A 25,774-nucleotide genomic window follows, 5' to 3' on the forward strand; every position below is an offset into this window, starting at 1 on the left:
ACCTGTCCGGCGAGGACCCGGACACCAGACCGGTGCGCACACCGCGCGGGGCACCAGGACGCGCGAGCCGAAAGGCACCACATGAGCCACCCACCCCTGCACGTCGCCGTCGTCGGAGCGGGCATCGGCGGACTGACCACCGCGATAGCCCTGCGCCGCCTGGGCATCGGCGTCGACGTCTACGAACAGGCGCCCGCGCTGGGCGAGATCGGCGCCGGCATCCACCTCGCCCCCAACGGCAGCCGGCTGCTCGCCCGCCTCGGCCTCGGCGCCCAGCTGCACGCCGCAGCCGTACAACCCGAGACGATGCAGGTACGGGCCTTCGACACCGGCGCCGTCCTCGTGCGCCAGCCCATGGGCAAGCTCTGGGCGGACCGCTTCGACGGCCCCCACTACACCCTGCACCGGGCCGACCTGCACGCCCTGCTCGCCGCCCAGGTGCCCGCCGCCCACATCCACCTCGGCCGGCGCGCGGTCGCCGTCACCGAGGACACCGGCGGCGTGACGATCGACTTCGCCGACGGCACCGCCGTCCGCGCGGACGTGGCCGTCGGCGCGGACGGCGTGCACTCCGTGCTGCGCCGGGCCCTGGCCGGCCCCGAGCGGCCGGTGTTCTCGGGCAGCGCCGCGATCCGGGCCGTCGTCCCCGCCGGCGACGTCACCGGCCTGCCCGCCGGCACCCTGCTCACCTGGACCGGCCCGGCCGGACGGCTGCTGGCCCACCCCGTGCGCTCCCACCGGGCCTGGGCGTTCGTCGCCGTCGTCCCCGAGGCGCGGGCGGCCGGCGACTCCTGGAGCCGCACGGCCGACCTCAGCGCGCTGCGGGCCGCGTTCACCGGCGCCGAACCGGCCGCCCGCACCCTCCTCGAGGCCGCCACCGAAGCCGGGCACTGGAGCCTGTACGACCGCGAGCCCCTGCCGCGCTGGAGCACCGCCCGCACCACCCTGCTGGGCGACGCCGCCCACCCGATGCTGCCCCACCACGGCCAGGGCGCCAGCCAGGCCGTGGAGGACGCGGTGGCCCTGGCCGCCTGCCTCGCCCGGCGCGGCGACGGCCCGAACGCGCCCGCCGCCGCCCTGGCCCGCTACGAGAACCTGCGCCTGGCCCACACCAGCCGCGTACGCGAGGGCTCCCTCGGCGGCGGCTCCGAGCGCCTGTCCACCCCGCCGAGCACACCCGGCGCGCCGCGCGCGGGCATCCGGCAGCTGGTCCGCGACGTCGCCCTGGCGCAGTCCTACGACGTGGAGGCGGACCTGGCCGCGCGAGTGTGACCCCGCGCGGGGCCCACGCCGCCGGGCGCCCCGGCTTCAGCGGGCCGCGTCGACGAACGCCTTGAACAACCCCGCCGTGTCCTCGCCCAGTTCGGCATGCGCCTGCAGGCCCACCACGAACCGGGCCGAGGGATCCTCGACGACCTCGACGAGCCCGTCCTCGGCCCAGCCGGTGGCCACCAGCCCCGCGCCCAGCACGTCCACGGACTGGTGGTGATGGCAGTACACGCTCGCCGACGCTCCCATCACCTGCCCGGCGAGCGAGCCGGGCGCCAGACGCACGGTGCGCCGGTCGTAGCGGCCGGGCACCTTCGGCGAGTGCCGCGGATGATGCTCGTGCAGGGTGCCGCCGCGGGAGACCGAGATCAGCTGCAGACCCCGGCAGACCCCCAGCACCGGGATGCCCCGCCGTGCGGCCACGGCCAGCGCCCGCAGCTCCGCCTCGTCGCGCACCGGGTCCGGCGGCAGGGCATACGGCCCGGGCACCGCGCCGTAACGGGCGGGCTCGATGTCCTGCCCCCCGCTCATCAGCAGCGCGTCGACCCGCTCCATCACCTCCTCGACGGCGTCGGGCAGCGGCGGCAGCAGCACCGGCGAACCGCCCGCACCGGTCACCTTCTCCAGATAGGCCAACGGCAGGACGGCCGCGGGCACGTCCTTCCAGATGGTCCAGCTGAGCATGCTCGTATCGGCCGTGACGGCCACCACCGGTCCGCTCATGGGCGATGCACATCCTTCACTGAGTCGACGTCCGTCCTGTCCGCTGCCGCACGGCAGCCACCGCAGCCCACCGCACGCCCCTGGACCCTCACTCGCGCGGGCCGCCGCACACCCCCCTTGAAGAACCCCTCGCCCCGGTCACCCCGCCCGCCCCGGTGCCCCGCCCGCCCGGCGCGGCGCCCACAGCAGCAGCGCCGCCGCGGCACCCGCCACCAGCAGCACCACCACCGCCCCCAGCGCGACGGTGAACCCGTGCACGGCGGCCTCGGCCCGCGCCCCCGGCGCCTGCGTCCGCGGGAGCCGGCCGGCCGCCACGGACGCCGCCACCGTGTTCAGCACCGCCGTCCCCACCGACCCGCCGACCTGCTGCGCGGCGGTGAACACCGCCGACGCCGCCCCCAGGTCGCAGGGCGCCACCCCCGCCGTCGCCACCGTCATCGCCGTCATCGCCGCACCGCCCAGCCCCACCCCGCACAGCACCAGCGCCGGCAACACCACCGCCGTGTAGGAGGAGCCGGCGGTCATCCGCGTCAGCAGCAGCGCCCCGGCCGCCGCCACCAGCAGCGCCGGCGTGACCAAGGACCGCGCCGGCGACCGCGGAGCCAGCCGCGCCGCGAGCGTCACCCCGACCGTCATCCCCGCCGTCAGCGGCAGGAACGCCACCCCCGCGAGCACCGCCGAATACCCGAGGACCACCTGCAGGTAGTACGTCACGAACAGCAGCACCGCGAACGTGCCGATCTGCCCCAGCGCCGCGATCCCCAGCGCACCCGCCCGCACCCGCTCCCGCACCACCCGCAGCGGCAGCAGCGGATCACGCACCCGGCCCTGACGCACGGCGAACACCCCGAGCAGCACCACCGCCGCGGCCAGCACCCCCAGCACCGTCGCGTCGGCCCAGCCCCGCGCCTCGGCCGCGCTGAAGCCGTACACGGCCGCCGTCACCCCGCCGCAGCCCCACACCGCCCCCGCCACGTCCAGCCGTGCCCCGCCCGGGCCCCGCTCGTCCCCGCGCAGCACCCGCAGCCCGCCACCGATCGCGACCAGGGCGATCGGCACGTTGACGTACATGCACCACCGCCACCCCAGGTACTCGGTGAGCAGCCCGCCGAGGATCAGCCCCGCGGCCGAGCCGACACCGGAGACCGTCCCGAACACCCCGAACGCCCGGCCCCTGTCTTTGGGGTCGGTGAACATCGTGACCACCAGCGACAGGGCGGTCGGCATCAGCAGCGCGGCGAACGCCCCCTGCCCGGCCCGCGCCGCGAACAGCATCACCGGCGTCGTCGCGGCGCCCCCCACGGCGGAGGCGACGCTGAAGCCCAGCAGCCCGACGACGAACGCCCGCTTGCGGCCCATCAGGTCCGCCACACGCCCGCCGAGCAGCAACAGCCCGCCCAGCGCCAGGGAGTAGGCGGTGATCACCCACTGCCGGCTGCCGTCCCCCATGCCCAGCTCGGCCTGCGCCGAGGGCAGCGCGATGTTCACGATCGTGCCGTCCAGCAGCACGGTCAGCTGGGCCAGCGAGACGACCGCCAGCGCCCACCAGCGCAGCGGATCGGGCCCGCCCGCCCGCGGACCGGCCCGCCGGAACACGAAGGCGGCGTCCGGCCGGGCGGGAGGTGTGCTCGTCATGACGGGTGTCCTTCACGGGGGCGGGCGGGCACGACACGGCTGCCGCCACCCCAACACGCCGCACCGGACGCCTTCTTGAGCCGGGCTCAAGCCCCGCACGGCCCCGCACCGCCCGGCCCGCGTCGGCCCGCAGCCCGCCCCGCGGCCGCCCAACGCCCGCGCGCGGCGCCCGCGTCGGGCCGTGCGAGGGCGGGCTCAAGTCAGTCTCGAGCCGTTCTGTGCCGGGGGCCTGTGTACTTTCCAAGACCCGTCCTCGGGCCGCAGGGGCGCCGCGCCGCGTGCGTGACCCTGCCCCCGGCAGCGGGCGTTACGGCACACCCGGCGGCTCCTTCGTCCAGGACCGCTTTTCGACGATCCGATCCTGCACAGTTGAGGAGTTCACAATGGCTGCCCCCGACTCAACCACGAGCCGACCAGGCCTCGGGGCGGGATTCAACCCCGGGGCGATCCTGGCCTTCGTGTGCATGGGCCAGTTCATGGTCTTCACCGACGTGTCGATCGTGAACCTCGCTCTGCCGTCGATCCAGAGCGGGCTCGACATGTCCGATGTCAGTCTGAACTACATCGTCACGGCGTACGCGACGGTTCTCGGCGGTTTCCTCCTGCTCGGCGGACGCCTCGCCGACACCTTCGGCCGCCGCCGGATGATCCAGATCGGCTTCACGATCTTCGCCCTGGCGTCGCTCACCTCCGGTCTCGCCGAGAGCGGCGACGTACTGATCATCTCCCGTGCCGTCCAGGGCCTGGGCGCCGCCATGATCACCCCGGCCGCGCTGGCGATCCTGACCAACACCTTCACCGAGGGCCCCGAACGCAACAAGGCACTGGGCCTGTGGGGATCCCTCTCCGGCATCGCCTCCATCCTCGGCGTCATCCTCGGCGGCGTGCTGGCCGACGCGGCCAGCTGGCGGTGGATCTTCTGGATCAACGTGCCGATCGGCCTGGGCGCCGCCCTGCTCGCCCCGCGCATCATCCCCGAGAGCAAGGCCGAGACCCGCGGCCAGTTCGACACCTTCGGCGCCGCCACCCTCACCGGCGGCCTGCTGCTGCTGATCTTCACGCTCGGCGAGGCCACCACCGTCGGCTGGGACAGCCTGCGCACCATCGGCTCGCTCGTCGCCGTGGCCGCCCTGCTCACCGCCTTCCTCGTCATCGAGTCCAAGGTCAAGTCCCCGATGATGCCGCTGAAGTTCTTCCGCCTGAAGACCATGCGCACCGCCAACCTCTCCGCGGTGCTGGTCTTCGGCACCTTCAGCGCCCTGTTCTTCTTCGCCAGCCTCTTCATGCAGGACGTCTTCGGCTACTCCCCGCTCAAGGCGGGCTTCGCCTACGTGCCGCTGGCCGTCTCCGTGGCCGTCGGCGCCGGCATCGCCTCCGGCCTGGTCAACAAGGTCGCCGCCCGCGCCGTGGTGATGCTGGGCCTGGCCCTGACGGTCACCGGCCTGCTGCTGCTGGTGCGCGCCCCGGCCGACGGCCACTACGCGGTGGACCTGCTGGCCCCGTTCATCCTGCTGGGCCTGGGCTGCGGCATGGTCTTCGTGACCCTGCAGATCGCCGCGTTCGTCGGCGTCTCCGGCGAGGAGGCCGGCGTCGGCGCCGGCATGATCAACACCAGCCAGGAGGCCGGCGGCGCACTCGGCCTCGCCGTCATCGCCACCATCGCCTACAACGGCATGGGCACCAGGCTCGCCTCCGCGAACGGCGATCCGGGCCTGGTCACCAAGGCGTACGAGACCGCCAACCACCACGCCTTCCTGTCGGCCGCGGTCCTCGGTTTCGTCGCCCTGCTCGTCGTCACCTTCCTGATGCCGCGCGGCCAGAAGCCGGCGAACTCCACCACCCAGGAACCCGCCGAGGCCGCCGGGCCCGCCGCGGAGGCGGCACCGGCGGGCGCCGTCCTCGCCACCGACAGCCGTCCCTGACACCCACCCCGCCCCCCTCCGGCCCCGCCGCCCCCTCCAGGGACGGCGGGGCCCCTTTCATGCCTGGACCACGCCCCCGGAAAAAGAAGTCCGGCCGGAAAAAGAAGTCCGGCCGGAAAAAGAAGTCCGGCCGGACACGGAAGCCGCAGACGAAGCGGCTCCGTGCCCGGCCGGACACGAACGCGACCGAAGGACGACGCTCAGCCGGCCAGCGACTGCGCGGGCTGACGGGTGGTCGGCATCAGCCGGTGCCACAGGTTGTTGAAGCCGATCGCCAGCAACAGACCGGCGAGCTCCTGCTCGTTGTAGTGCTTGGCGGCCTCGGCCCACACGTCGTCCGAGACCGGGTCGGGACCGGCCAGCCGGGTCGCCTCCTCGGCGAGGGCCAGCGCCGCACGCTCGGCGTCCGTGAAGAACGGCGCGTCGCGCCAGGCCGCCACGGTGTTCACCCGCTCGTCGCTCTCACCGGCAGCCTTCAGGTCGAAGGCGTGCTTGTTCACGTTCCAGCTGGAGCCGTTGATCTGGCTGGCCCGCAGGTAGACGAGGTGGAGCGTCGTCTCCGGCAGCCCGGTCTTGTTCACGGCCCCCGCCACCCCCATCAGCGCCGGAAGGACGTCCGGGCCGGCGGTGATGGCGGGATTCGGGATACGGGCGGTCATGGTTCCTCCAAAATTCACAGGGCGCCTACTGCTCCGCACCGACGAGCCGGACCACGACGGGTGACGGCGGCGCCCGCGGAGCACATGCCGGAAAACTTCTGCGGCACGTGCCCGACGTCGCCCCCTTCCGGCCTGCGTCCGCAGGAGACCGAGAACCACCATGCCCTACCTCCCGCACCCCGGCGGCCCGCCCGGACCCGCCCTCCACCAGCTGCGAAGCGGTCCTTGAGCCACTCTTGAGCGAACGTCAGGCAACCAGCCCCAACGCCTGAAGCCGCTCCGGATCGGTCAGGACGTCCATCGCCGCGATACGCCCGCCCCGGACCGTGAACGACAGCACCGAGATCGCCCGCCCGCCGGCGAACGACACCACCCCGGGCGATCCGTTGACCAGCACGACACGGGCGTCCTGGGCGAACCTGGCGAACTCCACCGCCTGCGAGGCGACATCGGCCGCCCCGCGCCGCAGCAGACTCGCCACCTGCCCGCCCCCGTCCGAACAGGCCACCACATCCGGATCGAGGATCGCCATCAGCGCCTCGAAGTCACCCCCGCGCGACGCGTTCAAGAACGCGTCCACCACCTCATGCTTGCGCGCCGTGTCCGTGTCGGCGGCCGGGACGGCCCCCTGCACCCGCCGCCGCGCCCGGCTGGCGAGCTGCCGGGTCGCGGCCGGCGTCCGCCCCAGCACGGACGCGATGTCCTCGAAGGGCACGTCGAACATGTCGTGCAGCACGAACGCCAGCCGCTCCGCCGGCGACAGCGTCTCCAGGACGACCATCAGCGCGATCCCGACCGAATCCGCGACCATGATCTCCTGCTCCGGATCGACCACCCCGAGCCCGCTGATCACCGGATCGGGCAGCCGCACCCGGCCGTCCTGCTCGGGCAGCGGATCCTCCCGCCGCGCCGCACGGGAGCGCAGGATGTCCAGACAGACCCGCCCCACCACGGTCGTCAGCCACGCGGCGAGATTCCGCACCTCGCCGACGTCGCTGCGGCTGAGCTTGAGCCACGACTCCTGAACGGCGTCCTCCGCCTCGGCGATCGTCCCCAGCATCCGGTAGGCCACCGACCGCAGCCGGACCCGCTCCGCCTCGAACCGCTCGGCCAGAACTTTCTCTTCCCGCACTGTCACACCCTCGCGTCGGCGTCCGTCGTACTGGTGAGGGACGCTAACCGATGCAAAGGACAGCCGAGATGAACGCTCGCATGAAGAACCCCGCCGTGGTACTGCCGGACGCCATGAAGGGCATCCAGAACATCTACAAGGCCATGTACCAGGGCGGAGTCTCCCCCCGGCTGCTGGAACTGGTCCACCTGCGCGCCAGCCAGATCAACGCCTGCAGCGCCTGCCTGTACGCGGGCGTGGAGGGCGCGAAGAAGCACGGAGAGACCGACGAGCGCCTGCACGCGGTCGCGGCCTGGCGCGAGGCCCCGTTCTTCACCGAGGAGGAGCGCGCGGCACTGGAACTCACCGAGGCCGCCACCCGCATCGCCGACCGTTTCGGAAAGGCGGTCCCCGACGAGGTCTGGGACCGGGCGGCCGACCACTTCGACGAGGAACAGCTCTCCGCGATCATCCTCATGATCGGCCTGACCAACTTCTTCAACCGCATCAACACCACCATCGAGGAGCCCGCCGGCGCCTCCTGGAACTGACACCTCCCGCTCCGGCCCGCGCCTTCGTCCTGGGACCGTGTGATCAGCGTGGGTCAAGGGCGCAGCGCCTGCCCGGTGCGCTACGTGTGCATCCGGAACGGGCACGAACCTCACCGGCAGCGGCGGGGGTTACAGCGGCACCATCGCACGCGGTGAAGCGGTGAAGCGGTGAAGCGGTGAAGCGGTGAAGCGGTGAAGCGGTGACGGGGTGACGGGGTGACGGGGTGACGGGGTGACGCGGTGACGGGGTGACGCGGTGACGCGGTGACGGGGTGACGCGGTGACGCGGTGACGCGGTGACGCGGTGACGCGGTGACGGGGTGACGGGGTGCGACCCCGTGTGGCAGGACCGCGTCTGCTCGGCGTTCCGCAACACCCTCTCCGTCCCGAGCACTTTCCTCGACGTCCGCGGCAGTACCGGGGAGTCCCATCGGCAGTCTCGACCCCGGCACCTGGGTCGCCGGCCGCGAGAAGTCGGGTCCGTGCCGGTTCCGTCCGGCACGGACCCACGGCGAACGTACCCGGCCCATGGCCCGAGGCATCTCCTCGGGCCATGGGCCGGTATCACGCCGGCGGCGCCGCCTCAGTGACCCGGGGAGACCGCGACGATGTCCGACGAAACTGAAGGCGTACCTGTCAGAAACATTGACGTCATCACGCCCCAAACCTATCTTCTGCTCGAAGTGTCGCACGTTGTTCGCAATTTCGAACGATGGTGAGTCCTGCTACGGCGATCGGCCAAGCGGACCAGCCGGTCCGGAGGATGAGTTGGAGAGACCCTCAAGAACGCTGCTCGCTCTGTCGAGGCCGCTCCGGCCGGCCGGGGTGCACGATGGCCGCGTTCGCCAACTCCCGTGCGTCGGACATACCGCCGTCGAGCAGAGCGGCACCTTCACGATCGTGCCCGGCCTCGCCGCCGCCGACTGCCGTCCCTTCCGCGACTGCCCCGGCCGCTGCTCCCGCCGCTTCGCCCACGCGCCGCGCGCGGACCACCAGAGCACCGACACCTTCCGCGCCGACAGTTCCCCCTCAGTGGTCACCCCTTGACCTGACCACTTCCGCTCACCGAAAGGTTCGCGATGTCCTCCTCCCTCAGCAGACGGCGCCTCCTCCAGGCAGCCGGGGCCACCGTGGCCGCATCTGCCGCCGGGTCCTTCCTCGGCGCGTCTGCCGCCCGCGCGGCGGTCCCACCCGCAAGGGCCGACATCGGGGTCTCGGCGCACCCCTTCGCGCTCGACGAGGTCCGGCTCACCGCGAGCCGGTGGCTGGACAACCAGAACCGTACGCGCAACTACCTGCGGTTCGTCGATGTCGACCGGCTGCTGTACAACTTCCGCGCCAACCACAAGCTGTCCACCAACGGCGCGGCCGCCACCGGCGGCTGGGACGCTCCGAACTTCCCCTTCCGCACCCACGTCCAGGGCCACTTCCTCACGGCCTGGGCGCAGCTGTACGCCGTGACCGGGGACACCGTCTGCCGGGACAAGGCCACGTACATGGTCGCGGAGCTGGCCAAGTGCCAGGCCAACAACAGTGCCGCCGGTTTCAGCGCCGGCTACCTGTCCGGCTACCCCGAGTCCGACTTCACCGCTCTCGAGCAGCGGACCCTGAGCAACGGCAACGTGCCGTACTACACCATCCACAAGACCCTCGTCGGCCTGCTGGACGTGTGGCGTCACCTCGGCAGCACGCAGGCCCGTGACGTGCTGCTCGCGCTGGCGGGATGGGTCGACGTGCGCACCGGCCGGCTGACCGGCCAGCAGATGCAGGCCATGCTGCAGACCGAGTTCGGCGGCATGAACACCGTGCTGGCCGACCTCTACCAGCAGACCGGTGACGCGCGCTGGCTCACGGTCGCCCGGCGGTTCGACCACGCCGCGGTGTTCGATCCTCTGGCCGCGGGCCAGGACCGGCTCAGCGGACTGCACGCCAACACCCAGGTGCCCAAGTGGATCGGGGCCGCCCGGGAGTTCAAGGCGACCGGCACCACCCGCTACCGGGACATCGCCACCAACGCCTGGAACATCACCGTCGACGCGCACACCTACGCCATCGGCGGCAACAGCCAGGCGGAGCACTTCCGCGCCCCGAACGCCATCGCCGGCTTCCTGAACAACGACACGTGCGAAAGCTGCAACACCTTCAACATGCTCGTCCTCACCCGTGAGTTGTTCGCACTGGACCCGGACCGCGCCGAGCTGTTCGACTACTACGAGCGGGCGTGGCTGAACCAGATGATCGGCCAGCAGAACCCGGCCGACGACCACGGTCACGTCACCTACTTCACCCCGCTCAAGCCGGGCGGCCGCCGCGGTGTGGGTCCCGCGTGGGGCGGCGGCACCTGGAGCACCGACTACGGCACCTTCTGGTGCTGCCAGGGCACGGGCCTGGAGATGCACACCAGGCTGATGGACTCCCTGTACTTCCGCACCGGCACCACGCTCATCGTGAACATGTTCGTGCCCTCCGTGCTCACCTGGTCGGAGCGCGGCATCACGGTCACCCAGACCACGTCGTACCCGACCAGTGACACCACGAACCTGCAGGTCACCGGTAGTGTCGGCGGGACGTGGGCGATGCGCATCCGTATCCCGAGCTGGACCACCGGGGCCACCGTCAGCGTCAACGGTGTCAAGCAGGACATCGCCACCGCCCCCGGCAGCTACGCCACCTTGAACCGTTCCTGGACGTCCGGCGACACGGTCACCGTCCGCCTGCCCATGCGGGTCGTGATGCGAGCGGCCAACGACAACGCGAACGTCGCCGCGATCACCTACGGCCCGGTCGTCCTGTCCGGCAACTACGGCGACACGTCGCTCGGTTCGCTGCCGACGCTGAACACGTCGTCGATCACACGGACCAGCAGCAGCTCGCTCGCCTTCACCGCCACTGCGGGCGGCGCAACCGTCAACCTGGGCCCGTTCCACGACGCGCACGGCCACAACTACACCGTCTACTGGAACACCACCGGCAGCGTCCGTCTCGTCAACGCGGCCAGCGGTCTGCTGCTGGGCATCCAGAACATGTCCACGGCCGACGGCGGACGCGCTCTGCAGTGGTCGGACAACGGCACCGCCGACCACGACTGGTACATGATCACCGACGGGGACGGGTTCCGCTTCCGCAACGTCCACAGCGGCAAGGTCCTCGGCGTCCTGAACATGTCCACCGCGGACGGCGCGACGGTGCTGCAGTGGTCGGACAACGGCACCGCCGACCACCGGTGGACGCTGCTCGACCAGGGGGACGGGACCTACAAGATCCGCAACGTCAACAGCGGCAAGCTGCTCGCCATCGCGGGCAACTCCACCGCTGTCGGCGCGTTCGCGGTCCAGGACGCGGACGACGGCACCGCCGACAACCGGTGGCGCATCGTGCGCAACTGAGTCCGCCGCGCAACCGGCGCTCCACCGCTGCCCGCCTCCCCCCTCGAACGCCTGACCTCCCGGCCATCGCTCGGCACTGCGGACATCTCTGCCCGGTCGCAGCGCTGACCGGGCGCGTCATCCCGGCCCATGACCATGCCCCCGACGCCCGCACAGCGGCTTTCGCCGTGCGGGCCAGGAAGGACCCCCCTCATGGCACCCCTGCACACACGACTGCTACGTCTCCTGACAGCCACCGCGCTCACGCTCACCGCCTGCGTCACCGCCTCCGCCGGTTCGGTCGCCGAGGCCGCACCGGGCAGCCCCGCGCTCACCCCGCCCCTGGGCTGGAACAGCTGGAACAGCTTCGGATGCGGGATCACCGAGGCACAGGTCCGCCAGGCCGCCGACGCGATGGTGTCCTCCGGCATGAAGGACGCCGGCTACCAGTACGTCGTCGTCGACGACTGCTGGTTCGACCCGCAGCGTGACAGCGCGGGCAACCTCCGGGCCAACCCGACCAAGTTCCCCAGCGGCATGAAGGCGCTGGGCGACTACATCCACAGCAAGGGCCTGAAGTTCGGCATCTACCAGGCACCCAACGAAAAGACGTGCGCCCAGGGTGTCGGCACCTACCCCGGCTCCACCGGCAGCAAGGGGCACGAGGCCCAGGACGCGGCCTCGTTCGCCTCATGGGGCGTGGACTACCTCAAGTACGACTGGTGCTCCGGCAACGGCACCCTCAGCGAGCAGATCGCGCAGTTCACCACCATGCGTGACGCCCTGCGCGCCACCGGGCGTCCGATCGTCTACAGCATCAACCCCAACAGCTTCCACGCTCCCACCGGCGCCTCCTACAACTGGGGCCAGGTCGCCGACCTGTGGCGGACGACCGAGGACCTCCTCGACATCTGGCAGAACAACAACACCAACAGCTATCCCATGGGCGTCGGGAACGTCCTGGACATCACCGCGCCGCTCGCGGCGCAGTCGGGCCCGGGACACTGGAACGACCCGGACATGCTGGTCGTCGGGCGTCCCGGTCTGTCGCTGACCGAGGCCCGCTCCCACTTCGCCCTGTGGTCGCTGCTCTCGGCTCCCCTCATGGCCGGCAACGACATCCGCACCATGTCCGCCGACGTGAGCGCGATCCTGCGCAACCCCCGCCTGCTGGCGGTGAACCAGGACCGGCTGGGCGAAGGCGGGCGCCGGGTGCGCGACGACGGCGCCACCGAGGTCTTCGCCAAGCGCCTGTCCGACGGCTCGGTCGCCGTGGGCCTGTTCAACCGGGGCGCCAGCACCGCGACGATCACCACCAACGCCGCCCAGGTCGGCCTGAGCGGCGGATCGTTCACCCTCACCGACCTGTGGACCGGCGGCACGTCGAGCACGTCCGGTCAGATCTCGGCGAGCGTCCCGGCGCACGGTGTCGCCGTGTTCAAGATGAGCGGCGGCAGCCCCCTGTCCTCCACCACGGCACGCCTGCGCGGCACCGGATCCGGCCGCTGCCTGGACGTGGAGGGCGGCAGCACCGCGGCCGGGACGGCGACGCTGATCTGGGACTGCCACACCGCCGCCAACCAGCTCTGGACCACCTGGGCCGGCGGCGAGATCCGCGTCTTCGGCGACAAGTGCCTTGACGCCAGCAACCAGGGCACCACCAACGGCACCCAGGTCGTCATCTGGCCCTGCAACGGCCAGAACAACCAGAAGTGGACCGCGCAGGCCGACGGCTCGATCCGCAACGTCAACGCCGGGCTGTGCCTCGACGTCAGCGGGGCCGCCACCGCGAACGGGACCCGGCTGGTCCTGTGGACCTGCAACGGCCAGAACAACCAGAAGTGGACCTCCCTGGCGTAACAGCCCCTGCTTCGCGGGCAGACGCGCGACAGCAGGACCTCCGACAGGAAGGGGACAGCCCCCTGCGGCGTGCCGCGCCGCGGGGGGCTGCCTGGGCGAGCCGGTCAGTACGGGCAGGTGTCCATCCAGCGCGTGACCAGGGCTGTGTTGTTCTTGTCGGCGTCACGTACGGGACCGCACAAGAACGGGCTGAAACGGGTGTCGGCACGCAGCCAGAGGCTGAGGAACGACACGATCCACTTGCCCTGCTTGGCCTTGTTGCCGTAGCCCGTCATCGGGCACAGGTGGTCACCCGGAACCTCGACGTAGAACTTCTCGGCCCCGGACATGGAGGTGTACCAGGGCACCGCGTAGTCGTTGCCGTGGGCGACCGGGTCGCTTTGACAGGTCAGGAAGAAAGTGGGCTCGGTGACCGCGGAGAAGTTCGCGTTCGGGTAGTACGGGGCCGTGGGCACGCCCGCCCTGAAGCGCGCGTCGTCCCGCAGGGCCGCCATGACGCCACCGCCGCCCATCGAGTGCCCGACCGCGCCGAGCGTGCCGTTGACCTTCCCGGATATCGGGTTGCCGGCGACGTTGCCGAGCGCGAGCAACTGGCTACCGGCGGCCGTGATCTGGCGGCCGCGCGACTCGGGACTGTCGGTCGGCGTGTTGGTGCCGACGTTGATGACGACGAAGCCCCAGGAGGCGAGGCGGGGTGCGAGCCACTGCAGGTTCTGCTGGGTGCCCTGATAGCCCGGCATCAGGACGACGCCCGGGTACGAGCCGCTGTTCGTCGGATACGTGACCGTGCCGGAGCCGTACCCGCTCGGGCTGGGAACGGTGTAGGTGGCGGTGGTCAGCGGCCCGCCCGCGGCCTCCAGTGAAGCGGTCGTCGGGTCCGGGATCTCGTTGCCCGGAGGGGTGCCCTCACCGGAGCCGTACACCTGGAACTCCCACAGCGAGTAGCCGTAGGCGGTGCCGCGCTGGGTGCCGTGGATGCGGACGTACCGGCCGCTGCCGTTCACGTCGAGGCTCTGCACGCCGCCGGTGCCGGTCGTGGTCGAGTGGACGGTGGTCCAGGCGGTGCCGTTGTCGGAGGTCTGGATCCGGAACGCGCGGGCGTACGCGGCCTCCCAGCGCAGCACCACGCGGCTGATGGCGGCGGTGGCGCCCAGATCGACTTCCAACCACTGCGGATCGCCGAACGCGCTCGACCAGCGCGTTGCGGTGTTGCCGTCCACCGCCGCCGACGCGGAAGTGGACGCGTTCTCGGTGGACGAGGACGTCGCGGGTCTGCCCTGGGACAGCAGGTCGGCGGCGGCGGCCGGCGGGGCGGCCGCCGTCAGCAGGGCCAGCGCCACACCGATGACGGTCGCCACGCAGATCAGTGCCGTCACGGCACGGCGCCGGGCCGGTAACTGCGGGCTCGTGCGAGGGGAACGACGTGATGGACGCATTGCGTTACCTCCGGATGGCGGTGAGAGCGCGGTAACCGGACAGCGGGGTGCGCCCGCGCTGTGAGGGCAGTTCGGACGCGCCGGGAGATGATGTCTCACAGTGCGGAAGGAAAAGGAAGGGGCGGCCGCGTGCGGCGGCTACCGGGACTGTGCGAAGAGCCAGTCGACGACCACGTCGTTCTCGTACGTCTGGGCCCATGACAGATGCGGGTTCACCGGTGTCGTTCCGGCCGTGTAGCTCGTGAACAGTACGTGGCTGCGCGTGGCCCGGGCCTGCCGCAGGAGCGCCCGGGACCGGGCCTCGAACTGTGCCTTCGGCAGATCGTTGGCCCACTCCCCACGGGTGACGCGAGCACCGGCGCTCTCCAGCGCGTTCATCAGGGTCCAGGTGCCGGGTTTGCCGAACCGGCCCTCCCGGTAGGGGACGACCGGGTCGTCGACGGAGTGGTCGGCCCACATCGGGATGTGCGTGATCCGGTCCATGGCGGCCCTCTCGCCCCAGCCGGCCGTGGGCAGGGCGGCCGCGAACACCTCGGGCCGCTTCGCCAGCAGGCTGTAGATGCCGCGCGCGCCCGAGGACAGGCCGACGAGATAGAGCCGGGCTGTGTCCACGTTTCGGGAGTGCTCGCTCACGAAGGTGTCGACGAGTTCGATCAGAGCGGCCTGGACCCTGGCGTCGGTCCAGTCCGTGCCGTCGGGTCCGTCCATGGGACGGGGCACGGGGATCTGCGGCGAGAGGACGAACGCGGGGTCGCGGCGCTGCCGTTGCGGTTTGGCGAACGTGACCGCGATCCGGTTGGAGGTGAGCTGGGTCATGTTGTTGTCCGCGACTTCGCCACCGCCGTGCAGGGTGACGACGAGCGGGTACCGCTCGCGCGTCCGCGGGTTCTGCACGAATCCCTCGGGCCGGTACAGCCGGAAGTCCAGTTCGAAACCCGCGGAGTCGGTGAAGGAACCGGCGGCGAAGTCGTCGACGACGGCAGTGATGACGTCGTCGTTCCGGCTCGCGAACGGGCCGGCCTTGAGCACCGTTTCGCCTTCCGGTGTGTGCACGTCCGCCACTTGTCTGACGGAGTAGGCGCGGTCGAGCGGAAGGGGGTCGGTGCCCGATGCCCGCGCGTTGGAGTCGTTCGGGTCGAGTTCGATGATCAGGCGGTCACCCGGCCGTCCGGGGCGAGAGCGGTCGTCCACTTCGGCGGTGGTGCTGGAGTAGACCCGGGTCACCGTGCGCGTGGCCGTCTGTCCGCCCACGGTGGCCTTCACCTGGAAGGCCGAGGGCGGGATCACCCCGCCGCGCAGGTCGATGCGGTACGAGTACCGCAGGGCGAGGGCTGTCACCAGCCAGTTGTTCCTCGGCGTCACCCGCGTGAGGAGGTCCGTTCGCAGGACCGGGTTGTGCCCGGGGGCCGCTCGCCGTCCCTGAGGTGCGGCCGTCCTGTTGTCGGCGGCCGAGGCGGCAGCCGTGCTCACGCCCGGCGCCGTGAGAGCATCTGCTGTGACTGCGAGCGCCGTACGTCTGGAGATCCCTCTCATGCGTCCTCGTCTCGGTCGGTGGGGCACCCGGGCCGGGTGCCCGGTCTGTATGGAGGCCGTCCGTTCGCTGAACTCCCGGGAACGGGTCACCGGTCACAGGGAGATGGCACCGGTCAGCAGGGCGCTGGCGGTCATGACCAGGGTGGTGGCGAAGGCCCAGCGGAAGATGAAGCGCTGGTGCTCGCCGAGCGGCACACCGCTCATGCCGACCAGGATGAACGTGGACGCGGTCAGCGGACTGAGCGGGAACCCCGTGGTCATCTGGCCGAGAACGGCGGCCCTGGCGACCTCGGCCGGGTCCGTGCCGAAGCCCTGCGCGGTCTCGGCGAGCACGGGCAGTACGCCGAAGTAGTAGGCGTCCGGAGTGAAGACCAGACTCAGCGGCATGCCGGTGACGGCCACCGCGACGGGCAGGTGCGAGCCGAGGGAGCCGGGGACGACCGAGACGAGCGCCTCGGCCATCTCGTCGATCATCCTGGTGCCGGTGAGGATCCCGGTGAGAACGCCGGCCGCGAAGATCATCGTGGTGACCAGGACCACGCTCTTGGCGTGCTTGTCGAGCAGCGCCTGCTGCTGTTCCCAGGTGGGGTGGTTGACCACCAGCGCGATCGCGAACCCGAGGACGAACAGCACCGCGAGCGGCATCACCTCCCGGATCAGGCAGACCACGAGGGCGACGGTGAGCAGGAGATTGAAGACGTTCAGCCAGGTCCGCGGCAGCGGCGCGACCCGGACGGTCCCGGGCCCCTCCCCGGCAGCGCGCAGGACCTCACGCTCCCCGTCCGCCGTCGCGGCGGTGGCGCGCCGACCCGACCCGGCCTCCGCGGCCGCCGTGGCCGTCGTCGAAGCGGCGGGCCCACGGCCGTCCCGCTCGTCCTCGCCCTCGCCGACGTCCGTGACCGGACCCGGCGGGGACAGCGCGGCAAGACGGCTGCGTTCCCGGCGGCCCAGCAGGTAGGAGGCCACCAGCACCCAGGCGACACCGAAGCCCATCGCGGGCAGCACGGGGGTGAAGACCTCGGAACTGTCCAGCTCCAGCGCCGCCATGGCGCGTACCGTCGGGCCACCCCAGGGGACCATGTTCATCACGCCCGCGCCCAGGCAGACCACCCCGGACAGCACCAGGGGGTTCATACCGAGCCTCCGGTAGACCGGCAGCAGGGCGGAGACGGTGATGAGGAAGGTGGAGGCGCCGTCCCCGTCCAGGGCCACGCACAGCGTGAGAACGGCTGTGGCGACGGTGATCCGCAACGGGTCGCCACGCGCCACGCGCAACAGACCGCGGATCAGGGGGTCGAAGAGACCGGCGTCCACCATCAGACTGAAGTACAGGACCGCGAAGGCGATCATGATGCCGGTGGGAGCCACCTTCGACAGCCCACCGAGAATCAACTCGCCCAGATCGCCCGCGAATCCACCGATGAGCGCCGCCAGCACCGGAAGCAGGATCAGAGCGACCAGCACCGACACGCGCCTGGTCAGGGTGACCAGCAGCAGGACGGCGATCGTGGCGAAGCCCAGGGCTGCCAGCATGGCGGCGCTCGCTTTCTCGGGGACGGCCCTCGGCGGCGGGCTGGAGCTGGGCGCAGGGAGCAGGCCGAGGCGTTACGCGAGAGTTTCGGAGCAGCGGCAGATCGGTGTCCAGCATCAAACCGAGATCTGTTCATGCGTTAAGTGCATCAATCCCAGCCGGGGCCGCCTAAGCTCGTCGGCCATGGAGGCCACCACCTTGCGTCAACTGTCGGCGTACACGGCCGTCGCCCGCGCCGCGAGCTTCACCGCGGCCGCCGCGCAGATGCACGTCTCCCAGTCCTCGCTCAGCCGCGCGGTCGCGGACCTGGAGCGGCAGCTCGGCGTCCAACTCCTCGAACGGGACACCCGCAACGTGCAGTTGACCGCGGCGGGCGCCGAAACCCTGCGGGTGGCCGAACAGATCGTCACCGCTCACCGGGCGGGCATGCAGGAGCTCAGGCGGTACCTGCTCGGAGAGTCGGGAACGGTCGCCGTGGCCACCCTTCCCTCCGTCGCGGCCGTGCTCCTGCCGCAGGTGATCTCCGACTTCCGCGAGCGGCGGCCCCAGGCGGCGGTACGTCTCCTCGACGGCCTGGAGCGGCCGGTACTCGACCGGGTCCTGTCCGGCGACGCCGACTTCGCGATCACCACCGTCGCCAGCCCGCCCGAGCAGTTGGAGCACCACCCCCTGGTCAGGGACCGCTTCGTCGCGGTGCTGCCCGAAGGCCACCCGCTCACCGACCGCCAGGAGATCGCCTGGGAGGACCTGGCTCGTCAGCCGTTCCTGGCCGTCGGACGCGACTCGAGCGTGCGCCGGCTCACGGACGCGGCGTTCGCCCAGATCGACGCGCACGCGCAACCGGCGGCCGAGGCGGGCAGTATCGCGACCGTGGGGGGACTGGTGACCGCCGGCCTCGGGGTGTCGGCGATGCCCGCCCTCGTGCTCCCGCTGACGGGTGCCGGACCCGTCGTCTGCCGTCCTCTGGTGGACCCAGTGGTGGACCGGCGCCTGGACATCGCACTGCGCGCCCGACGCACACTCCCGGCCGTGACGCAGCGCTTCCTCCAGACACTCGAAGAGTTCCGCCTCCGGGGGCACCCCCTTCCGCCCGGCGTTTCGTGGGCCTGAACCCAACCGGCCGCCCACCCCCTCGATTCATGCGTTTTCCGCATTGATTCATGGCCTTCTGTTGCTCGACAGGCATTTCTGCGCTCCGGCAGTCTGAGGACGACGGCGACGGGTCTCGCCGCACCCACGCGGACGACGACGCCGGGGACCCACGCGGAACGGCAGGGCAAGGGAGCTGAAGCGGTGCCGGACGACGAGCGCAACACCACCGGAAGCGGGCAGTTGCACGGCCTGAAAGTGGTCGAGTTCGCCCATGTGGTGGCCGGCCCGCTGGCGGGCTCGATGCTCGCCGACCAAGGGGCCGACGTCGTACACGTCGAGCCCCCCGGCGCCGGAGACGCGGCCCGCGCCATGGGGCCCCGACGCGACGGTGTCCCCCTGTGGTTCAAGGTCGCCGGCCGCAACAAACGCTCGGTCACCCTCGATCTGCACCACGAGGCCGGCCGGCTCGTCGCCCACCGGCTCGTCGCCTGGGCGGACGTCGTCATCGCCACCCTGCGCACCGGACGCCTGCACAGCTGGGGACTCGACTGGGACTCCGTGCACCGGATCAACCCCCGGGCCGTGCTGCTGCAGATCTCCGGCTTCGGCGCCACCTCCTCACAGGCGGACGCCCCCGGCTTCGGCAAGGTGGGCGAGGCACGCAGCGGCGTCGTGCACCTGACCGGCTTTCCCGACGGCCCGCCCGTGCACACCGGCTTCTCGCACGGCGACGCCGTCACCGGCCTGATGGGCGCCTACGCGGTCCTCGCCGCCCTCCACCGCCGCGACCACGACCCCGCCTTCGACGGCGAGTGGATCGACCTCGCCCTCTTCGAGTCCCTGTTCCGTCTGGTCGAGTGGCAGGTCATCGTCCACGACCAGTTGGGAGACGTACCCGAACGCTCCGGCAACCAGCTGGCGGTCGCCCCGGGGGCCGTGATCAACACCTACCGCTCCCACGACGGCGAGTGGATCACCGTGACCTCCGCGACACCGCGATCGGTCCGCAACATCGCCCGCCTGCTGGGACTCCCCGAGGAGGAGTTCACCACGGCTCAGCAACAGTACGACCGACGCGAACAGCTGGACGAAGACCTGCGGAACTGGGTGGCCCAGCGCGGCACCGGCGAGTGTCTGGAGGAGTTCGCCCGTGCCGAAGTCGTGGCCTCAACGGTCTTCGACGCCGCGGACATCGCCGCCGACCCCGTGTACGCCGAACGCGAAGACATCGTCACCGTCGACGACCCCGAACTCGGTCCGGTGCGTATGCAGGCGGTGATCCCGCACTTCCGGCAGCGCCCCGGGCGGGTCTGGCGGACGGGGCCCGCCCTCGGGCAGGACAACCACCTGGTCTACGGACAGTGGCTCGGACTCAGCGCGGACGAGCTGGCCGACCTGGAGAAGAGCCATGTCATCTGAGGAGTCCTCCAGATCCTCCCGGAGCCCTGCCGAGACGGACGCGGCAACGGCCGGCCGGCCCCCGCTGCGCTCCCTGCTCTTCGTCCCCGGCACCAGAACCGACTGGCTGCCCAAGGCCCGGGCGGCGGGCGCCGACGCGGCCATCCTCGACCTGGAGGACGCGGTGCCCGCCGCGGACAAGCCCGCCGCCCGCGCACAGGTGGCCGACGCCGTCGCACGGGCCGCCGCCACGCCGGCCGAGCAGACGGGACGGATGGCGCTGTTCGTCCGCGTCAACCCGCTGGACGGCTGGGCGGCTGCCGAGGAACTGCGCGCGGTCCTCACACCCGGCCTCGCCGGCATCGTGCTCCCCAAGGTCCGCTGCGCCCAGGACGTGAGGCTCGCCGACCGGCTGCTGGGCTGGTGCGAACAGGAACAGGGCCTGCCACCGGGACGCGTCGCCCTGGTGCCCCTGCTGGAGACGGCGCGCGGCCTGCGCGAGGCCTACGACATCGCCCGCGCCGCCTCGCGCATCGCCTACCTGGGCGCTCTCACCGCCCCCGGCGGCGACGCGGAACGCGCCGTCGGCTACCGCTGGAGCCCTGAGGGAACCGAAACGGTGGCACTGCGCTCCCGGGTCCTGCTGGACGCCAGGGCAGCCGGAGTGCCGTGCCCGGTCAGCGGATTGTGGACGCGCATCGGCGACCTGCCGGGGCTGCGCGCCTTCGCCGAACAGAACCGCTCCCTCGGCTACGAGGGCATGATGGCGATCCACCCCTCCCATGTCCCCGTGATCAACGAGGTGTTCTCTCCCGGTCCGGCCGAACTCGCCCGCTGCGCAGAGCTGATCGCGGCCGTCGAGGCGGCACAGGGACAAGGCACCGGCGCCGTGACGTTCCAAGGCGAGATGGTCGACGAGGCCATGGCCCGTACGGCCCGCCTCGTTCTGGAACGACACCGGGCGCAGGTTCGCTCGTGTGGCGGCCGGGGCGCTCGGAGTGCGGAGCCGGGCGAAGGACAGTGACGGTCCGCGCGCGTCGAGCCAGCCACCCGCTGATCCGACCGCTCGCTCGCGCTCGATGCCGCAGCTCCCCGAACGGACCGTGACGAACAGCGGCGGGGGAGGGGCAGTTGGGCACGAGGACTCACACACCCGGGCGCTGTCGCACAGCCGTACCCGGCCCTCAGCCCCTGCCGCGGCCGGCGCGGGGCCGTCCGGACCAAGACCTCGTCCCATGTGGAGTGCTGGGTAGTCTGCACCGTGTGGTGATGGTCGAGCGCATGGTGCCGGACGAGTTGTGGGAGCTGTTCCAGCGGGTGGCTCCGCCCGCTCCATCACGGCCACAGGGCGGCGGCCGGACCCGGTACGGGGATCGTGAGGTGCTGGCCGCGATCATCTTCGTGGCCACGACCGGCTGCGCCTGGCGGCAGCTGCCGCCGGTCTTCGGCCCGTCGGGGCCGACGGCGCACCGGCGCTTCACCGAGTGGAGTGCCGCCCGGCTCTGGGCGAAGCTGCACCGCCTCATCCCCGACGAACCGGGCTCGCGCGGAGAGCTGGACTGGTCGCGCTGCGCGATCGACTCGGTGAACATGCGGGCCCTGGAAGGGGGGACCTGACAGGTCCGCCTCCTGCGGACCGGGACAAGAAGGGCTCGAAGATCCACTTGATCACCGAGCGCACCGGTGTACCCCTCCCGGTCGGGATCTCCGGCGCCAACCCGCACGACAGCCGGGCCTGCTGGGCGATCACGTGGACCGCATCCTGGTCGCCGAGAACGAGCTGAGCGGCCTGAGCGAGAACGAGCCGCACGCCGGGCAGGCCCGCACCGCGCTTCAGCGATGCGTGCGGGACTACCGGCGCATCGCCCGCGGCGACTTCGACCACCACAGCCAAGTCCGCCGCTGCACCGGAGCCGGCTCCTGACAGCGCAGGCCCTGCCGCACGCTCACAAGATGCTGTCGCCCGGGGCGAGATGAACCATGGTCCGGCGCAGCACAAGCCGAGCCGCACCGACTCCAGCGCTGCATCGCCGGCGAAGACGCAGCGTTCCATCCCTGCGCGCTGTGCATGCGCCGCTGCTGACGCAACGGGCGTTTTCGTGCTGTGCCTCGCCGAGCACTCGCTGCCCCTCGCGGGCGACGCGGTGGACCGTAGGCATCACTGAAGCCCCTGATACATCCGATGCACCCGTGTATGCGCCGGTATACGGTCCACCGCCGCGACGGCCCTCCCACGTTGCTCCGAACCAGAAGCTCACACCGTCCGTGTTGTTCTGGGAAGAGTCAGGGGAGGGACGTTGTCCGACCGATCAGTCGCCGCCGCGTGCCGCCCGGTGTGGCCTCGAGCGCCTCGACCGCCGACGGCGGCGCGGTCATCCGGTGGCCCTGGAGCGAACCGGCAGAGCCCGGGCGGTTCCGGCCAGGGCGACGGACCCGACCAGTGAACCGGCGACGACGGCGACAACCGGCCGTGGAGGCTGGTGCCTTCGGTCAAGGGCCACTACCGGTTCGTCAACGTCCGCGACGGCTGGTGCGCCGACGTCAAGGACGCCTCCCCGCCGACGGTGCCAAGGTCACCCGGTGGCCCTCCACCGGCGGCTCCGCCCTGGACTGGCAGATCCACGCCGTGAGCCGCCGCAACGCCCGGTGAGCACGGAGCTGTCCGGCCCGGATCGGTGGCAAAAAAGGGTGCCGAGTGGCCGGCACCGACGGCTGTTCCCCTCCACCCGCTGATGCACCATCACTCGCAGAAGAGGACGTCTGTATGAGAAAGCCCTGGATTTTGCCCCTGGTCACGCTTGTCGCCGCCGTGCTCGGGGTGACGGCCGCGGGTGCGGCCCCTGCCTCCGCCGCCTCCGACACCCCTTTGCGGGTCATGCCGTTGGGTGACTCGATCACCTGGGGCGTGGGCAGCAGCAACGGCAACGGCTACCGCGCACCGTTGTGGAACAGGCTTGCCGCGGACGGACATCCGCTGGACTTCGTGGGCACGGGACGGAGCGGCCCGATGTCCGACCCCGACAACGAAGGCCACTCCGGATACAAGATCCACCAGGTCGCCGCACTCACCGACGCCTCGCTGACCCGTTACCGGCCCAACGTCGTGACGCTGCACATCGGCACCAACGACCTCAACGAGAGCTACCAGGTCTCCACCGCCACCGCCCGGCTGAGGTCGCTGGTCGACCAGATCACCGTCGCCGCCCCCGACGCGACCGTCCTGGTGGCCTCCCTGGTCGTGTCCACCAGCGGCTCGGAGGAGCAGTACCGGGGCGCGTACAACCAGGCGATCCCGCAGATCGTGAGGGACGCACAGTCCGCAGGCAAGCGCGTCGCCTACGTCGACATGAGCGGCCTGACCACGGCCGACCTGGCCGACACCCTGCATCCCAACGACGCCGGCTACCAGAAGATGGCCGATGCCTTCCACCGCGGCGTGCAGGCCGCAGACAGCGCGGGGTGGCTGAGGAACCCCGCCCCCGCACCCGCACGCGTGCAGTCCGGCATCGCCGGCAAGTGCATGGACGTCAACGGCGCCGGCACCGCCGACGGGACCGCCGTCCAGACGTGGAGCTGCGGCGACAGCGCCAACCAGTACTGGTCCGCCTACACCGACGGCACCCTGCGCTCCATGGGCAAATGCCTCGACGCCGCCGGCGGGAGCACCGCCAACGGCACCAAGGTGCAGATCTGGGCCTGCCACGGCGGCGCCAACCAGGTCTGGCAGCCCCACAACGGCGGCTACCGCAACCCCGCCTCCGGCCGCTGCCTCGACGTTCCGGGCGCCTCCACGACCAACGGCACACAGCTCGTGCTGTGGGACTGCAACGGCGGCTCCAACCAGAAGTGGACCACCCTCGCCACCGGATGACCCCCACTCCCGGGGCCTGAACCCCCTCCGGGTTCTCCTCGCGTGAGGCCGACCCCTGTCCGGCCACCCGAACAAGGAACGGCCCGCCGCACCAGGAACACCGGGTACGGCGGGCCGCTCGCACTTCTCAACTCTGCTGCAGGCAAGCCAGGAGGAACACCGCGCGTCACCACCCGGCGGCCGCATCGACGATCGGCCCAATTCCACCGAGCAGAACCACAGCCCCGTCTTCTGAGGCCCCGCAGCCGCTGGACGGCCTCCGTGGGTGCCGGTCGCATCCCGCAGGCCACTGAGGTTGACCCCGTCGAAGTCGCAGGCCTGGGTGGCCAGTGCGTGGACGCAGGCGGAGCGCAGGCTGGCACCGGAGAGATCCGAACGCTCCACGCCCGGACAGACCGTGGGCGGTGTGGGCCGAGCACAGGTGACCTCCCCGACGCCGGTCAGGGGCGCCCTTCTGAGAAACTGCCACCATGGCAGACGACGACACAGGTGCCATCACCATGGCTGCTCTCTTCGATCCCGAACCGGAAAGGTGGGGTCTGCGTGGCGACCCCCACCTCTGGCGAGCCCTTCACGACCACCTGTCTGATGTTGACTTTCCGGCATCGGTCGACGAAGCGGTCAGCCGCCTGGGCACGGCTTTCAGCGAGCTCGTGGGCCTGGACCTCGGCAGGGATGTGCAGTCGTCGGTGTACCGGGAGGCCTACGCCCACGGAGGCATGTCCAGCGGAATGATCTGTCTCGACACTTGGCGAGAGCGCTTGATGCCGTTGCTCGCCGAGCGCGCGAGAATCCTGCTGAAGGCTTGATCACATCAGCTGCACACGGATCGTTGACGGGCGCACGGCGGCCGTCGGTGGTCGGGCCCGGCATCGCCGACCCGAAGCGTTACCTCAGCTCGTCGAGCCTCCATGATCACCAGGAAGGCCAGCTGCAGCCGCCCAGAAGAATACGTGCCCGCACCCGGGGGACGGCATGCGCGAGCGTTCGGCCAGGACACTCAGTGCACCGCGCAGCTCTGTGCCCAGCTGGAATAGCCGGCGACTGTACTGCCCGCCCCTGTAGGCGTACAGCCGGAAGACCTTGACGGCCAGTTCATCTCGGCCGTCGGCGAAGGTGTTCGGGAGGCCGGCGAGCAACTCGAAGTCGCATTTGCCGGTCGCCGCGTCGGCCACCGCGCTCAGAGGAAGGAGGTCGAGCTCTGCGGCAGACACGGAAGTGTCGACCGCGACGGCATGGGCGGCCAGGGCCGCGAAGACCTCGATCAGCCGCTCGCCTTCCGCGGTGTCGATGCCCCAGGCCTCCAGACGTTCGTGACGGCGGGCCTGTCGCCACGCCTCCTCGTCCACCACAGGCAGCAGGACACGACCCAGGTGCGCGCAGCGACGCCACAGCATGTCCTGATCGGAGGCCACAGCCGACCCTCCCTAGGACGGGTGGAACACCTGAGGCTGAGGACCAGCCTGACCGGCGCGGGCCCTCAACTTCCCACTACCCGCAATGCACGTACAGGGCGCAGGCCAAGATCCCCGACAGCGTCACGCACTCAAGCGAGCCACGTATGGCCGAGCCTTGTTCGCCCTCCTCCGGACCCGGATTCTCCCCCAGCCATGAGGGCTGTGACTCATGCTCGCCTGATGCGACGAGCCTGGTGGCGAAGGCCGCTCTCAGGGTGTCCGCCCTCAGCAGCAGCTCAGGGCTGGAAGTTCCCTCCACGCGGACAGAGACCTCATTGCCACCCACGGCCTGCGCAAGGTGCACTCTGAGGTGATGGTCCGATCCGACGAGTGGACAGCTGTACCAGCGATCCGGTTGCTC

20 protein-coding genes and 1 pseudogene are annotated in these 25,774 nt (G+C 71.2%); 13 read left to right on the forward strand and 8 right to left on the reverse strand.

Annotated features, from left to right (window positions below; genetic code table 11):
• The first annotated feature begins 81 nt into the window (after positions 1-81).
• A complete protein-coding gene (locus tag GWK25_RS25130; RefSeq protein ID WP_215453203.1) occupies positions 82-1,272 on the forward strand; it encodes an FAD-dependent monooxygenase in 1,191 nt (396 codons plus the stop codon).
• Positions 1,273-1,308: 36 nt separating this feature from the next.
• Here the strand turns inward: GWK25_RS25130 and GWK25_RS25135 are convergent, their stop codons facing one another.
• Together GWK25_RS25135 and GWK25_RS25140 are read right to left on the reverse strand one after the other, a co-directional pair.
• Positions 1,309-1,992, reverse strand: coding sequence for a gamma-glutamyl-gamma-aminobutyrate hydrolase family protein (locus GWK25_RS25135; RefSeq protein ID WP_251829025.1), 684 nt, complete (start codon positions 1,990-1,992; stop codon positions 1,309-1,311).
• A 138-nt stretch (positions 1,993-2,130) separates the two neighbouring features.
• On the reverse strand, positions 2,131-3,627 hold the full coding sequence (locus GWK25_RS25140; RefSeq protein WP_215453205.1) for an MFS transporter: 1,497 nt from the start codon (positions 3,625-3,627) through the stop codon (positions 2,131-2,133).
• 383 nt (positions 3,628-4,010) lie between these two features.
• On the opposite strand from GWK25_RS25140, the gene GWK25_RS25145 reads away from it, so the two are divergent.
• Positions 4,011-5,549 carry an MFS transporter gene (locus GWK25_RS25145; RefSeq protein WP_215453207.1) on the forward strand — a complete coding sequence of 513 codons (1,539 nt, stop codon included), beginning with the start codon at positions 4,011-4,013 and terminating at the stop codon, positions 5,547-5,549.
• 200 nt (positions 5,550-5,749) lie between these two features.
• On the opposite strand, the gene GWK25_RS25150 is transcribed toward GWK25_RS25145, so the two are convergent.
• Positions 5,750-6,208: a carboxymuconolactone decarboxylase family protein gene (locus tag GWK25_RS25150; RefSeq protein WP_215453210.1), complete on the reverse strand. Its 459-nt coding sequence runs from the start codon at positions 6,206-6,208 to the stop codon at positions 5,750-5,752.
• Between the two features lie 247 nt (positions 6,209-6,455).
• Positions 6,456-7,340: an RNA polymerase sigma factor SigJ gene (sigJ, locus tag GWK25_RS25155; RefSeq protein WP_215453214.1), complete on the reverse strand. Its 885-nt coding sequence runs from the start codon at positions 7,338-7,340 to the stop codon at positions 6,456-6,458.
• 68 nt (positions 7,341-7,408) lie between these two features.
• Between sigJ and GWK25_RS25160 the strand changes: the two genes are divergently transcribed.
• The 4 genes from GWK25_RS25160 (at position 7,409) to GWK25_RS25175 (ending at position 13,095) form a co-directional block, all read left to right on the forward strand.
• Positions 7,409-7,870, forward strand: coding sequence for a carboxymuconolactone decarboxylase family protein (locus tag GWK25_RS25160; RefSeq protein ID WP_215453217.1), 462 nt, complete (start codon positions 7,409-7,411; stop codon positions 7,868-7,870).
• Positions 7,871-8,770: 900 nt separating this feature from the next.
• Entirely contained in the window at positions 8,771-8,917 is a 147-nt protein-coding gene (locus GWK25_RS25165; RefSeq protein ID WP_215453222.1) for a hypothetical protein, read from the forward strand.
• Between the two features lie 32 nt (positions 8,918-8,949).
• Positions 8,950-11,256: a beta-L-arabinofuranosidase domain-containing protein gene (locus tag GWK25_RS25170; RefSeq protein ID WP_215453226.1), complete on the forward strand. Its 2,307-nt coding sequence runs from the start codon at positions 8,950-8,952 to the stop codon at positions 11,254-11,256.
• A 192-nt stretch (positions 11,257-11,448) separates the two neighbouring features.
• The gene (locus GWK25_RS25175; RefSeq protein WP_215453231.1) at positions 11,449-13,095 is read left to right on the forward strand and encodes a lectin; all 1,647 of its coding nucleotides are present in this window, start codon (positions 11,449-11,451) and stop codon (positions 13,093-13,095) included.
• Positions 13,096-13,199: 104 nt separating this feature from the next.
• Here the strand turns inward: GWK25_RS25175 and GWK25_RS25180 are convergent, their stop codons facing one another.
• The 3 genes from GWK25_RS25180 to GWK25_RS25190 form a co-directional block, all read right to left on the reverse strand.
• Positions 13,200-14,471, reverse strand: coding sequence for a discoidin domain-containing protein (locus GWK25_RS25180; RefSeq protein WP_215453233.1), 1,272 nt, complete (start codon positions 14,469-14,471; stop codon positions 13,200-13,202).
• A gap of 198 nt (positions 14,472-14,669) precedes the next feature.
• Complete coding sequence (locus tag GWK25_RS25185; protein ID WP_215453236.1) at positions 14,670-16,064, reverse strand: PHB depolymerase family esterase; 1,395 nt, start codon at positions 16,062-16,064, stop codon at positions 14,670-14,672.
• Between the two features lie 93 nt (positions 16,065-16,157).
• The gene (locus GWK25_RS25190; RefSeq protein ID WP_215453243.1) at positions 16,158-17,597 is read right to left on the reverse strand and encodes a CitMHS family transporter; all 1,440 of its coding nucleotides are present in this window, start codon (positions 17,595-17,597) and stop codon (positions 16,158-16,160) included.
• Positions 17,598-17,778: 181 nt separating this feature from the next.
• On the opposite strand from GWK25_RS25190, the gene GWK25_RS25195 reads away from it, so the two are divergent.
• The 7 genes and pseudogenes from GWK25_RS25195 to GWK25_RS25225 all read left to right on the forward strand — a co-directional run bounded on the left by GWK25_RS25195 (position 17,779) and on the right by GWK25_RS25225 (position 24,765).
• Entirely contained in the window at positions 17,779-18,705 is a 927-nt protein-coding gene (locus tag GWK25_RS25195) for a LysR family transcriptional regulator (RefSeq protein WP_215453248.1), read from the forward strand.
• 183 nt (positions 18,706-18,888) lie between these two features.
• Positions 18,889-20,106: a CaiB/BaiF CoA-transferase family protein gene (locus GWK25_RS25200; RefSeq protein ID WP_215453251.1), complete on the forward strand. Its 1,218-nt coding sequence runs from the start codon at positions 18,889-18,891 to the stop codon at positions 20,104-20,106.
• Positions 20,096-21,109, forward strand: a complete 1,014-nt coding sequence (locus GWK25_RS25205) for a CoA ester lyase (protein WP_215453255.1) — start codon at positions 20,096-20,098, stop codon at positions 21,107-21,109. Before GWK25_RS25200 ends, GWK25_RS25205 begins: the two co-directional genes overlap by 11 nt.
• Positions 21,110-21,354: 245 nt before the next feature.
• Positions 21,355-21,821 (forward strand): annotated as a pseudogene (locus tag GWK25_RS25210) (IS5 family transposase); the annotation flags it as partial.
• 14 nt (positions 21,822-21,835) lie between these two features.
• Positions 21,836-22,009 carry a hypothetical protein gene (locus GWK25_RS25215; RefSeq protein WP_215453257.1) on the forward strand — a complete coding sequence of 58 codons (174 nt, stop codon included), beginning with the start codon at positions 21,836-21,838 and terminating at the stop codon, positions 22,007-22,009.
• 840 nt (positions 22,010-22,849) lie between these two features.
• A complete protein-coding gene (locus GWK25_RS25220; protein ID WP_215453259.1) occupies positions 22,850-23,956 on the forward strand; it encodes a ricin-type beta-trefoil lectin domain protein in 1,107 nt (368 codons plus the stop codon).
• 470 nt (positions 23,957-24,426) lie between these two features.
• Positions 24,427-24,765, forward strand: a complete 339-nt coding sequence (locus tag GWK25_RS25225; protein ID WP_215453261.1) for a hypothetical protein — start codon at positions 24,427-24,429, stop codon at positions 24,763-24,765.
• 84 nt (positions 24,766-24,849) lie between these two features.
• On the opposite strand, the gene GWK25_RS25230 is transcribed toward GWK25_RS25225, so the two are convergent.
• Positions 24,850-25,371, reverse strand: a complete 522-nt coding sequence (locus GWK25_RS25230) for a hypothetical protein (protein ID WP_215453263.1) — start codon at positions 25,369-25,371, stop codon at positions 24,850-24,852.
• Positions 25,372-25,774: the final 403 nt, after the last annotated feature.

Origin of the sequence: Streptomyces sp. ATCC 21386, from assembly GCF_018728545.1 — a bacterium.
Classification (GTDB): Bacteria; Actinomycetota; Actinomycetes; order Streptomycetales; family Streptomycetaceae; genus Streptomyces.